General features: G+C 65.1%; 14 protein-coding genes. 8 read left to right on the top strand and 6 right to left on the bottom strand.

Annotated features, from left to right (window positions below):
• Positions 1-33: 33 nt before the first annotated feature.
• Positions 34-546 (bottom strand): DUF3093 domain-containing protein, encoded by a 513-nt coding sequence (locus MLB1_RS00935; protein ID WP_180747885.1) that lies wholly within the window; start codon positions 544-546, stop codon positions 34-36.
• Here MLB1_RS00935 and dut point away from each other — a divergent pair.
• Together dut and MLB1_RS00925 are read left to right on the top strand one after the other, a co-directional pair.
• A complete protein-coding gene (dut, locus tag MLB1_RS00930; protein ID WP_180747884.1) occupies positions 539-1,009 on the top strand; it encodes a dUTP diphosphatase in 471 nt (156 codons plus the stop codon). The genes MLB1_RS00935 and dut overlap by 8 nt on opposite strands.
• Positions 1,009-1,755, top strand: a complete 747-nt coding sequence (locus tag MLB1_RS00925; RefSeq protein WP_180747883.1) for a DUF3710 domain-containing protein — start codon at positions 1,009-1,011, stop codon at positions 1,753-1,755. Before dut ends, MLB1_RS00925 begins: the two co-directional genes overlap by 1 nt.
• Positions 1,756-1,790: 35 nt before the next feature.
• On the opposite strand, the gene MLB1_RS00920 is transcribed toward MLB1_RS00925, so the two are convergent.
• On the bottom strand, positions 1,791-2,195 hold the full coding sequence (locus MLB1_RS00920; RefSeq protein WP_180749611.1) for a nitroreductase family deazaflavin-dependent oxidoreductase: 405 nt from the start codon (positions 2,193-2,195) through the stop codon (positions 1,791-1,793).
• Positions 2,196-2,269: 74 nt separating this feature from the next.
• Positions 2,270-3,115 carry an NAD(P)H-binding protein gene (locus MLB1_RS00915; RefSeq protein ID WP_180747882.1) on the bottom strand — a complete coding sequence of 282 codons (846 nt, stop codon included), beginning with the start codon at positions 3,113-3,115 and terminating at the stop codon, positions 2,270-2,272.
• Between the two features lie 135 nt (positions 3,116-3,250).
• Here MLB1_RS00915 and sigI point away from each other — a divergent pair, with 135 nt between their 5' ends.
• The gene (gene sigI, locus MLB1_RS00910; protein ID WP_180747881.1) at positions 3,251-4,132 is read left to right on the top strand and encodes an RNA polymerase sigma factor SigI; all 882 of its coding nucleotides are present in this window, start codon (positions 3,251-3,253) and stop codon (positions 4,130-4,132) included.
• Between the two features lies 1 nt (position 4,133).
• Here the strand turns inward: sigI and MLB1_RS00905 are convergent, their stop codons facing one another.
• Entirely contained in the window at positions 4,134-4,796 is a 663-nt protein-coding gene (locus tag MLB1_RS00905; protein WP_180749610.1) for an alpha/beta fold hydrolase, read from the bottom strand.
• Positions 4,797-4,985: 189 nt separating this feature from the next.
• Here MLB1_RS00905 and MLB1_RS00900 point away from each other — a divergent pair, with 189 nt between their 5' ends.
• On the top strand, positions 4,986-5,357 hold the full coding sequence (locus MLB1_RS00900; RefSeq protein ID WP_180747880.1) for an OB-fold nucleic acid binding domain-containing protein: 372 nt from the start codon (positions 4,986-4,988) through the stop codon (positions 5,355-5,357).
• On the top strand, positions 5,358-6,131 hold the full coding sequence (locus tag MLB1_RS00895; RefSeq protein WP_371750535.1) for a DUF3159 domain-containing protein: 774 nt from the start codon (positions 5,358-5,360) through the stop codon (positions 6,129-6,131).
• Here the strand turns inward: MLB1_RS00895 and MLB1_RS00890 are convergent.
• Entirely contained in the window at positions 6,120-6,779 is a 660-nt protein-coding gene (locus MLB1_RS00890; protein WP_180747879.1) for a TrkA family potassium uptake protein, read from the bottom strand. The genes MLB1_RS00895 and MLB1_RS00890 overlap by 12 nt on opposite strands.
• On the bottom strand, positions 6,776-7,465 hold the full coding sequence (locus tag MLB1_RS00885; protein WP_180747878.1) for a TrkA family potassium uptake protein: 690 nt from the start codon (positions 7,463-7,465) through the stop codon (positions 6,776-6,778). Before MLB1_RS00885 ends, MLB1_RS00890 begins: the two co-directional genes overlap by 4 nt.
• Before the next feature lie 132 nt (positions 7,466-7,597).
• Here MLB1_RS00885 and MLB1_RS00880 point away from each other — a divergent pair, with 132 nt between their 5' ends.
• The 3 genes from MLB1_RS00880 (at position 7,598) to nhaA (ending at position 12,189) form a co-directional block, all read left to right on the top strand.
• Entirely contained in the window at positions 7,598-9,592 is a 1,995-nt protein-coding gene (locus tag MLB1_RS00880; RefSeq protein WP_180747877.1) for an APC family permease, read from the top strand.
• Between the two features lie 11 nt (positions 9,593-9,603).
• Entirely contained in the window at positions 9,604-10,770 is a 1,167-nt protein-coding gene (locus MLB1_RS00875; RefSeq protein ID WP_180747876.1) for a TRAM domain-containing protein, read from the top strand.
• Positions 10,771-10,890: 120 nt separating this feature from the next.
• Positions 10,891-12,189, top strand: a complete 1,299-nt coding sequence (gene nhaA / locus MLB1_RS00870; RefSeq protein ID WP_180747875.1) for a Na+/H+ antiporter NhaA — start codon at positions 10,891-10,893, stop codon at positions 12,187-12,189.
• Position 12,190: the final 1 nt, after the last annotated feature.

Raw genomic sequence — 12,190 nt, 5'->3', positions numbered from 1 at the left:
GAGCTAGCTCCGGAGCCGCAACGTCGGCGACATTCAGCTCCGCAGGGCCGCCAGCACCCGATCGGGGTGGCGGCTGCTCACCAGCCAGTACGGCGTCGGATCATCCGGGTCGTCGAGCACCACCAGCACCATCGGACCGATCCACGCCCGATGTACGACGAAGGCTGCCGGATCGAGTTGGCGGCCGAGTGCTGCGCTTTTCGCGGTGTCCGGAATCGCCGCGGACTTGGCGATCACACTGACCGGCAGGTGCGCGGATCCCGCCCGCAGCTCGGCGATCCCGCCCGGTCCGGTCGCAACCTCCACGCGGATCCTGCTGAACCACAACAGGACTCCCGTGACTATCGCGAACAGGATCGGGTAGGGCACCCAGCTGGGAAGCTGGCGCATGCCCTGATTGATTTCCAGCCCGAGCAGCGTTGCCGCACCAAAGCCGGGCAGCGTCCACCACCAGGGAACCCACAGCCGCTCGATATAGCGGGTATCGGTCGTGTTGCTGGGGGATGCCGTCACGCGGCCAAGGGTAGTCTGGGCGATCGTGCCCACACCTACGAGATTGGCGATCGTTCGCCTCGATCGAGAGCTTCCCCTGCCCTCCCGTGCGCATGCCGATGATGCGGGAGTCGATCTCTACAGCGCCGAGGATGTCGTGATCGAACCCGGGCGCCGGGTGCTGGTGGGCACCGGTATCGCCGTGGCCGTCCCGAGCGGGATGGTCGGGTTGGTGCATCCGCGTTCGGGCCTGGCTGCGCGCGTGGGCCTTTCGATCGTCAACAGCCCTGGCACGATCGATGCCGGGTATCGTGGCGAGGTGAAGCTCAGCCTGATCAACCTGGATCCGGAGACCCCGATCGTCATCACCCGAGGCGATCGGATTGCGCAGCTACTGGTTCAGCAGGTCGAGTTGCCGGAGCTGGTTGAAGTGGATTCCTTTGACGAGGCCGGTCTGGCCGTGACCACCCGCGGTGTGGGTGGACACGGGTCCAGCGGCGGACATGCGAGTTTGTGATGGCTTTACACCGTAGTGGCGGTCTCAACGACCTAGATGACACAGTCGATGTGTCGTCCGGCGCGGCATCGGGCGAAACATTTGACGGCCCATACGAAATCGAAGACTTTGACAGTCCGGAGGACGCCGGAACCGGACGCCTGGACTTGGGCTCGGTGCTCATTCCCGTGCCTGAAACCGGGCAGATTCAGGTTGAGTTGACCGCCTCCGGCGAGCCCGGGGCCGTCTTCGTGCTGACGCCCAACGGGCGTTATTCGGTCGCCGCGTACGCCGCACCCAAGTCGACCGGGCTCTGGCGCGAGATCGCCGCCGAGCTGGCCGACTCCCTGCGCAAGGAATCGGCCGAGGTGTCGATCGTCGATGGTCTCTGGGGGCGTGAGGTCGCCGGTGTCACCGCCGGAGGGTCGGTGCGCTTCATCGGCGTCGATGGCTACCGATGGATGATCCGCTGCGTGCTGACGGGCCCGCCGGAAACCATCGAGGCGCTGACTAAGGAGGCGCGCGAGGCGGTGGCCGACACCGTCGTCCGCCGTGACGATCACCCGTACCCGGTACGGACCCCGCTGCCGGTGGCACTGCCCGAACCGATGCTGGAACAGCTACAGGCGGCCCAGGCACAAGCGCAGGCGCAGGCGGAAGCCGCCGTCGAGGATCCGGCCCCACAGGATGATCCGACGCCGGTCGCTCGCCGCAGTGTCTCGGGCTCTGCCATGCAGCAGCTCCGGTCCACGATCACCGGCGGCTAGGTCCGGCGGGCGGAAGCCAAAGCGACCTTGGGGATCTAGTCCGGATCAAACCGGAACACCGCCAGTGTTCCGGCCAGTGCTTCGAACTCGTCTGGAGTTCCATGCCGAACGAGTCCAGCGTTTTTGGCGAACCGCACGCCCACCGGAACCTTCATGGCGAATTCCCGCAGCGCCCGTCGCGCCGTCTCGGGCGGTACAGCGACGATCCTGACGTGCTGGACACGGTTTCGTCTGGTGAGGGTTCCAGAACCGGCTGCGGCGGCATTGCGGGGCCAATCTGAGCCCGGATAGCCGCCGACGGCGAAGAGCTGGCCGTCCATTTCGAATGGTGTGATCGGTGTGGGTCGAGGTTGTCCCGTCTTCCTCCCGGGGACGGTCAGAACCATGGCCGGACCGGTGGGGATGCCGAGGCGGTGGAATGCCCGCACCATCTTGTTCATCGGTTTGAGCCACCGCGGTGGGTGGTTGGATGAGCCGCTGGCGTGAAGGCCGTCAGGCACGTTGGACATGGCGATCAGCCTTTCTGAGGTGTGAATTCGGCCCGAAACCTGTTGGCCCAGGCCGCGAACGTCTCTGCAGGGCGCCCGAGTATCCGATCCACCTCGTGCGTGACAACCGCCGGCGTGGAGACCGTGGACGCCTGCATCGCCAGGTACGCGTCAGCGAATCCGTCCGGAAACCCCAGGCCGGTGAAGCGCTGGCGCACAAGATCGTCGGGGACCTGGTGGTACTGAAGCGGGCGGTGCAGAACGTCTCCGAGAACCGCGACCAGCTCGGCGTTCGTGTAGGCCTGCGGGCCGGTCAACGGGATGCGTCGGCCGACGAGATCGTCCGTCAGCAGCGCGTGGGCTGCGATCTCGGAGATGTCCCGGTCGGCGATCGGGGCGGTCGAGGCGGATGCGTGCGGTCCGCGGACCACATCGCCCGCGCTGAGCTGGCCGGACCACATTCCGCGGAAGTTGGATGCGAAGACGGTCGGACGCAGGCTCACCCACTCCACTCCGGACTCGACGGCGTACTGCTCCACCTCCTTGTTCCGATCTCCGCGGAACCGTGACGGCTGTCGGGAGAAGTCGTCGTCACAGTTGATGGCCGACAGTGCGACGAGTCGCGAAACCCCTTCGTGCACGGCCTGGTTCACAAAGCCGGCGAGATCGTCGCCCAACGCCCGTGAATTGAGAAAGACGGCCGTGGCGCCGCTGAGCCCGGTTCGGGCCGACTCGATGGTTTTCACTTCCGGTGAGAAATCCGCGTGCTCGGGCTGCCGGGTGACCGCGCGTACGTCGGCTCCGGCCTTGGCGAGCAACTCGACAAGTGGACGCCCCACATTGCCTGTTGCGCCGGTGACGAGAATTGTCATATCGGGTTCTCCATTTCGGGAGGTTCGAGATGGCCGGATGGCCACATGACTACGACGAGGCGGGGACATAGAAAGTTACGCAAGTTACTCGGGCTTGATCGGTAACTTTTTTGGGCGCGGAATCGTCGTAGTGACATGAGTGGTTCCTCATCTATCCACGACGCACTGGTGGCGGCCGCCTGGCGCGACCATTACCCCTATCTGGTCAACCTGGCCTATCAGATGCTCGGAGATATCGGGGACGCCGAGGACGCCGCTCAGGAGGCCTTCGTGCGGCTGGCGCGGGCCGAGGAGTCGGAGATCGACGAGCCGCGCGCCTGGCTATCGGTGGTGACCGGTCGGTTGTGCCTGGATCAGCTGCGTTCGGCGCGGATGCGTCGCGAGCGGACGGGGGAGGAGTTGATCGTGGAATCCGGCGCACCGCTGCATGTTTCGGGAAGTACTGATCCCGCCGAGAGAGTCACCCTGGACGACGAGGTGCGCAGCGCTCTGCTGGAGGTGTTGCGAACGCTTAGCCCTGGTGAGCGGGTGGCCTTCGTCTTGCATGACGTGTTCGGGGTCCCCTTCGAGGAGATCGCGTCTACCGTGGGCCGTCCGGTAGGCACCTGCCGTCAGCTGGCCCGACGGGCGCGGAGCCGCTTCCAGCAGTCCGCCTCGCGAACCGGTGATGTCACGGGTGTCGAACACCAGCAGCTGATCGAAAAGTTCGTCACCGCATGCGCCAACGGCGACCTGACCGGGCTGATGGCGGTGCTGGACCCAAGCGTGTGGGGAGTGGGCACCATCATCGGAGATCCCGCGCCCCCGCCGCAGGTCAACCACGGACGCACCGATGTCGCCACCAACCTGCTCGTCTATCTCGGCCACGGTGCCACCTTGGTCGGTGGGCCGTTTGGGCAGCCGGTACTGCTGGCGTTCGCCCAGCGCAGGCTGTTTGCGGTCGTCACCCTCACGACACGGGACGGTCTGGTGCTGAAGATCGAGGCCACTGCCGACCCGTCGGCTCGCGGACTCTGAATCAGATATCGCTCAGCGCGCCGATACAGGCCGCACCCAGGCAGGACGGATCGGCGCCCAGCTGATCGAGGGTGAATGTGCGCAGCGCCGCGCGCGGCGCCCAGGATGCCCAGTCTCGGCCGACCGCGAGCGGATGTATCGGGTCATCGGTGGCCGCTGCCACCGCCAAGGGCACGGTCAATCCGCGGAGATCGTCGGCGGACGGGTTCACAAACGCCGACACCTCCTCCATGGCATCGGGCAGGCCCGGCCACTGGACGGCCCATGAGCGCGTGAGCTCGGCGGCGAGCCAGCCGGGGCTGCTGGCCCGCATCGCGGCGGTCACCGCCTGCAACCCGTCGGCACGCAGCGATTCGGCGGTGATCCGGGCGGACACCGAGGCCGGAGAGTTCTCCGGCGCGCCTGTCCACGCGGGCATAGCTGCCAGCACGGCCACCGTCGCATCGGGGTTCTGCAATGCCCACGTCAAGGCCACGGCGGTGCCGATGGACATCCCGCCGACGATGATCGGGCCATTCTGAGCGGCCCGATCGAGCGCCCGCCAATAGCCGTTGACCAGGTCATTCGGCTCAGGGCGCACCGCGAGCAGGGTGGCCCCCGCGGCGGTAAGAGCGGGGCCGAACGCCCGTGTGATGTAGTCGTCGTCGGAGCCGGTACCGGGCATGAGAACAGCCGTGTGGCCATCGATTTCTATGGATGAGCCGCTTGCGCGAAGACCGTTGATGGGCGTCACACACGTGATACTGCCCGGTGGGCGGGACACCCTGAGAGTCGCCTGGCATCGCGCGGCGCAAAGGTCTACCGTGGCGGATGCACCGATCAAATTGCGCATGCTGAGAGGCCAGGACTGGAAGTGGCTACCACCGGCGGTTATCTGCGTCGACTGACTCGTCGACTGACAGAGGACCTGGAGCAAGTGGACGCCGAGAAAATCTGTGACGCCGCCACCGCCACCGGTGCTCAGCGTGTCATCGATTGTCAACGCGGCCAAGAAGTCACCATGGTCGGGACGCTACGCACCGTCGAAACCAACTCCAAGGGCTGTGTGGCCGGCGTGAAGGCCGAGCTGTTCGACGGCACCGATACCGTGATGCTCGTGTGGCTGGGCCAGCGCCGCATCCCCGGTATCGAATCGGGATGCACCCTGCTGGTGCGCGGTCGCCTCGGCAAGCTTGAGAACGGCGGCAAGGTGATTCACAACCCGTACTACGAGATTCAGCGGTAAGTGCCAGAAACCCCACCGCACGAGCCCGACCGCGGCTCGGGCGACCCCGACGCGCATAACGGGCCACAGCTGAAGATCAGTGTGCCCGGGACAAAGCCCGAGGAGCCGGGCAGCTCGCCGCTGCACGAGATGTGGCATCAGGCCGGGGGATGGCAGGGAATCGTCTATTCGTCGATCCCCGTGATCGTGTTCGTCATCGCGGTCAGCGTGTCCTCACTGACGCCTGCGATCGTCTCGGCGCTGTCCGCCGCGACCCTGATCCTGCTCTGGCGCTTGGTAAGGCGCGAATCGCTGCAACCGGCAGTCTCGGGGTTCATCAGCGTCGGCATCAGCGCGCTGATCGCCTACCTGCTCGGAGAGGCCAAGGGCTACTTCCTCATTGGGATCTGGGCCAACTTCTTCTGGGGCATCGTGTTTTTGGCCTCGGTCGTCATCCGCAGACCGATCGTCGGCTATGCCTACAGCTGGGCCACCGGGGGTGATATGTCGTGGCGCAACAACCGGCGCATCGTGCTGGCCTTCGATATCGCCACGGTGTCATGGATCGTGTTGTTCGCCACCAGGTTTGTGGTGCAGCAGTGGCTCTACCTCGCCGGTAATACGGCCTGGCTCGGTGGTACGAAGATTGCGATGGGCTGGCCCTTGACGGCGGTCGGCGCACTCATCACCCTGCTGGTGATCCGCTACGTGCGGCGCCACACCGAACCAGTGGCCGAGGAACCGGCCGAAACCCGGGGCGATAGCGCTTACCCGCCCGAGGGATTACTCGGGTAGCACGGCCCGGTGTAGCTCGTCCTCGATATCCGCGGTGGCCACCAGGATCAGCTCGTCGCCGCCCTCGAGGGGCTCGTCGGATTGCGCCGCGATCACCCGCGATCCGCGCAGAATCGCCACCAGCACCGCATCGCGGGGAAGCTCCAGTTTCCGTACCGGCTTACCGGCCCACGGGGTGTCGTCCGGAAGCGTGATCTCCACCAGATTGGCCTGCCCGCGGCGGAATTCCATGAGCCGCACCACGTCACCAACGGCCACGGCCTCTTCGACCAGAGAGGCCAGCATCCGCGGTGTCGAGACCGCGACATCGACACCCCACGCGTCGTCGAACAGCCACTCGTTGCGTGGATCGTTCACACGGGCAACTACGCGCGGGACCGCGAATTCGGTCTTGGCCAGCAGGCTCAGCACCAGATTGGCCTTGTCATCACCGGTGGCCGCGATCACCACGTCAAAGGTATGTAGCTGCTCGCCTTCCAACAGGCTGATTTCGCAGGCATCACCGAGCCGCCACTTCGCCTCGGGCACGGACTCCGGATCGATGTGCTCGGGGTTGCGTTCGAACAGGGTGACTTCGTGCCGGCTCTCGATGAGCTCGCGGGCGATGGACCGACCGACGGCGCCGGCACCTCCGATGGCGACCTTCATCGGGAACCTCCGTGGTCGTCATCGGCATCTTCGCCCGGTGGCTGCGCCGCGATCGCCATCGCCTCGGCGGCCCGGCCCGATACGGCCGATACGTAAACCTCGTCACTGTCTTGGATCACAGTCTTGGCGTCGGGAAGCAGACCGGTGCCGAACCGAATGATGAAGGCCGCTCGGGCGCCGGTTGCGGTTTCCAATGCCGTGATGCGCTTGCCGATCCACTCTTCGTGCAGGGCCAGCTCGGTGACCACGACAGAACCGGACGGGTCACGCCATTTGGTGGTGTCGCTCTCACGGGTAAGCGCGTGCAGCAGGCGATCGGTGGTCCACGGCACGGTGGCTACGGTCGGGATGCCCAGGCGCTCGTACACGGCGGCGCGTTTGGCGTCGTAGATACGGGCGACCACTCGGTCCACGCCGAAGGTCTCACGGGCCGCCCGGGCCGAGATGATGTTGGAGTTGTCACCGGAGGAGACCGCGGCGAAGGCCTGTGCCCGCTCGATTCCGGCCCGCAGCAGGACATCGCGGTCGAAACCCATGCCGACGATGCGTTCGCCGGTGAACTCGGCGCTGAGCCTGTTGAACGCCGACGCTTCCTTGTCGATGATCGCCACCTCGTGGCCGATTCTGGCTAGGCCGCCGGCCAGCGCTGCGCCTACGCGCCCGCAGCCCATCACCACTACTCGCACCAGTAGACCTTTCCGGATAAAGCATTCGGCTTAGTGCTTGTCGCACTACTTAACGCCGCGTCGCGGCATCAGACACAGCGATGTCAAGTGAGACCGTACCGCGATTGCTCGCGTGGCCTACTGTTGGCGTTCGTGTCTACGCTTTCCAAGCTGTCGACGGCGGCTCGGCGCCTGCTAATCGGCCGGCCGTTCCGTAGTGACAGCCTTGGCCATACCCTGCTGCCGAAGCGGATCGCGCTCCCGGTTTTCGCCTCCGACGCGTTGTCCTCGGTGGCATATGCGCCCGAGGAAATCTTCCTCGTGCTCTCCGTCGCGGGGATGTCCGCCTATGCCTTGACGCCATGGATCGGGCTGGCGGTGGCCGCGGTGATGATGGTGGTGGTGGCAAGCTACCGGCAGAATGTGCACGCCTACCCCTCCGGCGGTGGTGATTACGAGGTGGTGACCACCAACCTCGGGCCCACTGCGGGCCTGACGGTCGGCAGCGCGCTGCTGGTGGATTACGTGTTGACCGTTGCCGTTTCGATGTCCTCGGCGATGTCGAATATCGGCTCGGCCATTCCTGTCGTCGCTCAGCACAAGGTCGCATTCGCCGTAGTGGCCATCGTGGTCCTGATGTCGATGAACTTGAGAGGTGTCCGCGAATCGGGTGCCATGTTTGCGATTCCCACGTACACCTTCATGATCGGCATGTATCTCATGCTGGGCTGGGGTCTGTTCCAGATCTACGTGCTCAATACCCCGCTGAGGGCCGAATCGGCGTCTTTCGAGATGCACGGCGAGGGCAGCGGCATCATGGGATTCGCGCTGGTGTTCCTCGTCGCCCGCGCGTTCTCGTCTGGTTGTGCCGCGTTGACGGGTGTGGAAGCGATCAGCAACGGCGTGCCGGCATTCCGGAAACCCAAGTCACGCAACGCGGCCACCACGTTGCTGCTCCTCGGCGGCATCGCCATCACGCTTTTCATGGGCATCATCCTGTTGGCCGAGCGCACCGGTGCGAAAATCGCGGAGGATCCGGCCCAGCAGCTGGTGGGCGCCCCCGCGGACTATCACCAAAAGACTCTGGTTGCCCAGTTGGCGGAGGCGGTGTTCGGGGACTTCCGGATTGGATTCCTTTTCATCACCGTGGTGACCGCGCTGATCCTGGTGTTGGCCGCCAATACCGCCTTCAACGGCTTCCCGGTGCTTGGATCGATTCTGGCGCAAGACCGTTACCTGCCGCGGCAGCTACACACCCGCGGTGACCGGCTGGCGTTCTCCAACGGCATCATCTTCCTGTCGGCCGTCGCGGTCCTGTTCGTGGTGGCATTCAAGGCCGAGGTGACGGCTCTCATCCAGCTGTACATCGTCGGTGTCTTCGTGTCTTTCACGCTCAGTCAGATCGGCATGGTGCGGCACTGGACCCGGCTGCTCAAGACCGAGACCGACCCGGCGGTGCGCCGCAAGATGTTCCGCTCGCGCGTCATCAACACCGTCGGTTTTCTGATGACCGGCGCGGTGCTGCTGGTCGTTCTGGTCACCAAATTCCTTGCCGGAGCGTGGATCGCGATCCTGGCGATGGGCCTGCTGTTCGTGCTCATGAAGATGATTCACAAGCACTACAACACCGTGGCCCGTGAGCTGGACAACCATGAGGGAGAAGTGGTGCTGCCCAGCCGCACCCACGCGGTAGTACTGGTCTCCAAGGTGCACCAGCCCACCCTCCGCGCACTCGCCTACGCCCGGGTCACCCGCCCCGACGTGCTGGAAGCGGTGACCGTCAGCGTTGACGATCGGGACACTCGCGAACTTGTCCGGGAATGGGAGATAAGCGATATCAGCACCCCGCTCAAGGTGATCGCCTCCCCATATCGCGAAATCACCCGGCCGATCCTTGATTACGTCAAACGCATCAGTAACGAAGCGCCGCGCACTGTCGTCAGCATCTTCATCCCCGAGTATGTGGTGGGTCATTGGTGGGAACAGGTGCTGCACAACCAGAGTGCGCTGCGGCTCAAGGGGCGTCTGCTGTTCGTCCCCAACGTCATGGTTACATCCGTTCCGTGGCAGCTCGACTCGTCCGAACGTCGCCGAGAGCTCGACGAGCAGCCCGCACCCGGTGACTCACGCCGCGGTTTCGATTCGTAGAGGCTGAATAGATGGCTATAGGCGACATCCTGGAGGTCGAGACCGGCGGGCCGGCCAACGGAGGCAGCGTGGTGACCCGACATGACGGGCGGGTCATCTTCGTCAGATACGCGTTACCGGGAGAACGGGTACGCGTTCAGATCACCGACGACCGGCAAGCCAGCTTCTGGCACGGCGCAGCGATCGAGGTCCTCGATCCATCACCGCACCGAATTGAACCGCTGTGTCCGATCGCGCACGGTAGCGGTGAATCCGGTTGTTGTGACTTGTCTTTCGCTGATCCCGCGTATCTGCGTGAGCTCAAGGGCGACGTGGTGAGCCAGCAGCTGGCCCGGCTCGGCAAGTATGACTGGCAGGGTGTGGCCGAGGAGGTGGGGACCGGCGGCCCCACCGCTTGGCGGACTCGGGTGCGTCTGGATGTGAATGCCTTGGGGCAACCTGGTTTTCACCGCTATCACAGTGACGAGCTGGTGACCGATCTGCGGTGTGCCCAAGTGGTACCTGGGCTGCTTGACGGGCTGGATGAACCGCATCTCGGTTCCGAGGGGCCGTTACATGCCGTGATGGACGATCAGGGCCGCAGGCATGTGCTGCGCGGACGCACGGTCGCCGAGGGCGAGGACGTGACTGTGCAGAAGGTGGGGGACCGGCATTGGTTGGTGCCGGTGACGGCCTTCTGGCAGGCACATCGCGACGCGGCGAGCACTTACAGTCGGCTGGTCTCGGAATGGGCCGAGCTGGAACCGGGGATGAGTGCCTGGGACTTATACGGCGGCGTCGGGGTTTTTGCCTCGGTGCTGGGGGAGGCGGTGGGTCCCACGGGACGCGTCGTGAGCGTCGACACCTCGCGCCCGGCGTTCCGCAGCGCCAAGGGTGCGCTTGCAGATCTGCGCCAGGTCACGATGATCTGCGGGTCGGTACGCCATGCCGTGCGGGACCTGGGTGAGGCCGATGTCGCGGTGCTGGACCCGCCGCGAGCGGGGGCGGGACGCGAGGTCATTGGACGAATCGCCGAGGCAAACGTGCCGAGGGTGATTCATATCGGCTGTGAGGCAGCGGCATTCGCGCGGGATGTGGGCCTGTACCTGGAGCAGGGATATCAGGTGCGTGAGCTGCGAATGTTCGATGCGTTCCCGCTGACTCATCACATCGAGAGCTTTGCGCTCCTCACCCGGTGATCGGGCGCCGAGCGTCAAGATCTTATAAAGTAGCCAGCAGGTGTGCCGGGAAGTCTGGTCGGCGTTTGTACAGCTCTGCAGAAAAGCTGACGTAACTCACGAGGACGGACACCTAAACTCATGCGCCTGCGCCAACGCGTCTTCACCCGCGGATCGTGGGCGGAGTCGTCTCGTGTCGCAGAGATCCTGCGCAAGGAAACCGTCGGCGGCGTGCTGCTGGTCCTGGCGGCACTGGCGGCACTCCTGTGGGCCAACTCGCCCTGGAGCGCCCACTACTACCGCCTGGCGGGATTCGTGGTCGGGCCGGAGCGGTTGCACCTGAACCTCACGCTGGCGGGATGGGCCACCGATGGGCTGCTCGCGATCTTCTTCTTCGTCGTCGGCGTCGAACTCAAACGGGAATTCGTCGCGGGGGATCTGCGGGACCCGGGTCGCGCCGCGCTGCCGATCGTTGCTGCCATGGGCGGCATGCTTGTTCCGGCCGCCATTTATCTCGCCGTGAATGCATCCGGTGGCGTCGAGGCGATGCGAGGCTGGGCGATCCCCACGGCCACCGATATCGCCTTCGCGCTTGCGGTACTCGCGGTGATTTCCACGCATCTGCCCTCGGCGCTGCGCACATTCCTGCTCACCCTGGCGGTGGTGGACGATCTGCTGGCGGTCATTGTGATCGCGGTCTTCTACACCGATGAACTGCACTGGGGACCGTTGGGCCTGGCGATCATCCCGCTGGCGCTGTTCGCGCTGGCGGTGCAGCGTCGTCGCCGGGAATGGTGGCTGCTGGTGCCGCTGGCGGTAACGACCTGGGCGTTGGTGCATGCCTCGGGTGTGCACGCGACGGTGGCGGGCGTGCTGCTGGGCTTTATGGTGCCGGTTCTCAGGCGGGACGGACGCACGGACGTGCACGGAATGGCCGAGCGGTTCGAGCATCGGCTACGACCACTGTCGGCGGGTGTCGCGGTACCGGTATTCGCGTTCTTCGCTGCGGGGGTGACCCTGGGCGGCTTCACCGGATTGGGCCAGGCGCTGTTGGATCCAGTGGCTCTCGGCGTGGTCCTCGGCCTGCTGGTGGGCAAACCGATAGGGATCTTCGTCACCACGTATCTGTTGGCGCGATTCACCCGAGCCAGTTTGGACGACGATCTGAGTTGGCTGGATATCGCTGGTGTGACGCTGCTTGCCGGGATCGGGTTCACCGTGTCGCTGCTGATCGGGGAGCTGGCATTCGGGACCGGGCCGGCTGCCGAACACGTCAAGGTCGGTGTCCTTGCCGGATCGCTTACCTCGGCGGCCGTGGCGGCGGTGGTGCTGAGGCTGCGGAACCGGGCATATCAGCGGATTGAGGCCAAGGAGACACTTGATGCCGACCACGATGGAGTGCCCGATGTTTTTGGCTCCGCTCCAAGCGACCAGATCTGAA

The sequence above is a fragment of the Mycobacteroides sp. LB1 genome (assembly GCF_013449725.1).
Taxonomy (GTDB): Bacteria; Actinomycetota; Actinomycetes; order Mycobacteriales; family Mycobacteriaceae; genus Mycobacterium.
This window is presented reverse-complemented; position numbering and strand designations above follow the sequence as displayed.

Bases quoted from the DNA above. Each gene is read 5' to 3' on its own strand.
- MLB1_RS00915 (WP_180747882.1), bottom strand. From the start codon at position 3,115: ATGACAATTCTCGTCACCGGCGCAACAGGCAATGTGGGGCGTCCACTT.
- MLB1_RS00875 (WP_180747876.1), top strand. From the start codon at position 9,604: ATGGCTATAGGCGACATCCTGGAGGTCGAGACCGGCGGGCCGGCCAAC.
- MLB1_RS00920 (WP_180749611.1), bottom strand. From the start codon at position 2,195: ATGAACAAGATGGTGCGGGCATTCCACCGCCTCGGCATCCCCACCGGT.
- MLB1_RS00890 (WP_180747879.1), bottom strand. From the start codon at position 6,779: ATGAAGGTCGCCATCGGAGGTGCCGGCGCCGTCGGTCGGTCCATCGCC.
- nhaA (WP_180747875.1), top strand. From the start codon at position 10,891: ATGCGCCTGCGCCAACGCGTCTTCACCCGCGGATCGTGGGCGGAGTCG.
- MLB1_RS00925 (WP_180747883.1), top strand. From the start codon at position 1,009: ATGGCTTTACACCGTAGTGGCGGTCTCAACGACCTAGATGACACAGTC.
- MLB1_RS00905 (WP_180749610.1), bottom strand. From the start codon at position 4,796: ATGCCCGGTACCGGCTCCGACGACGACTACATCACACGGGCGTTCGGC.
- sigI (WP_180747881.1), top strand. From the start codon at position 3,251: ATGAGTGGTTCCTCATCTATCCACGACGCACTGGTGGCGGCCGCCTGG.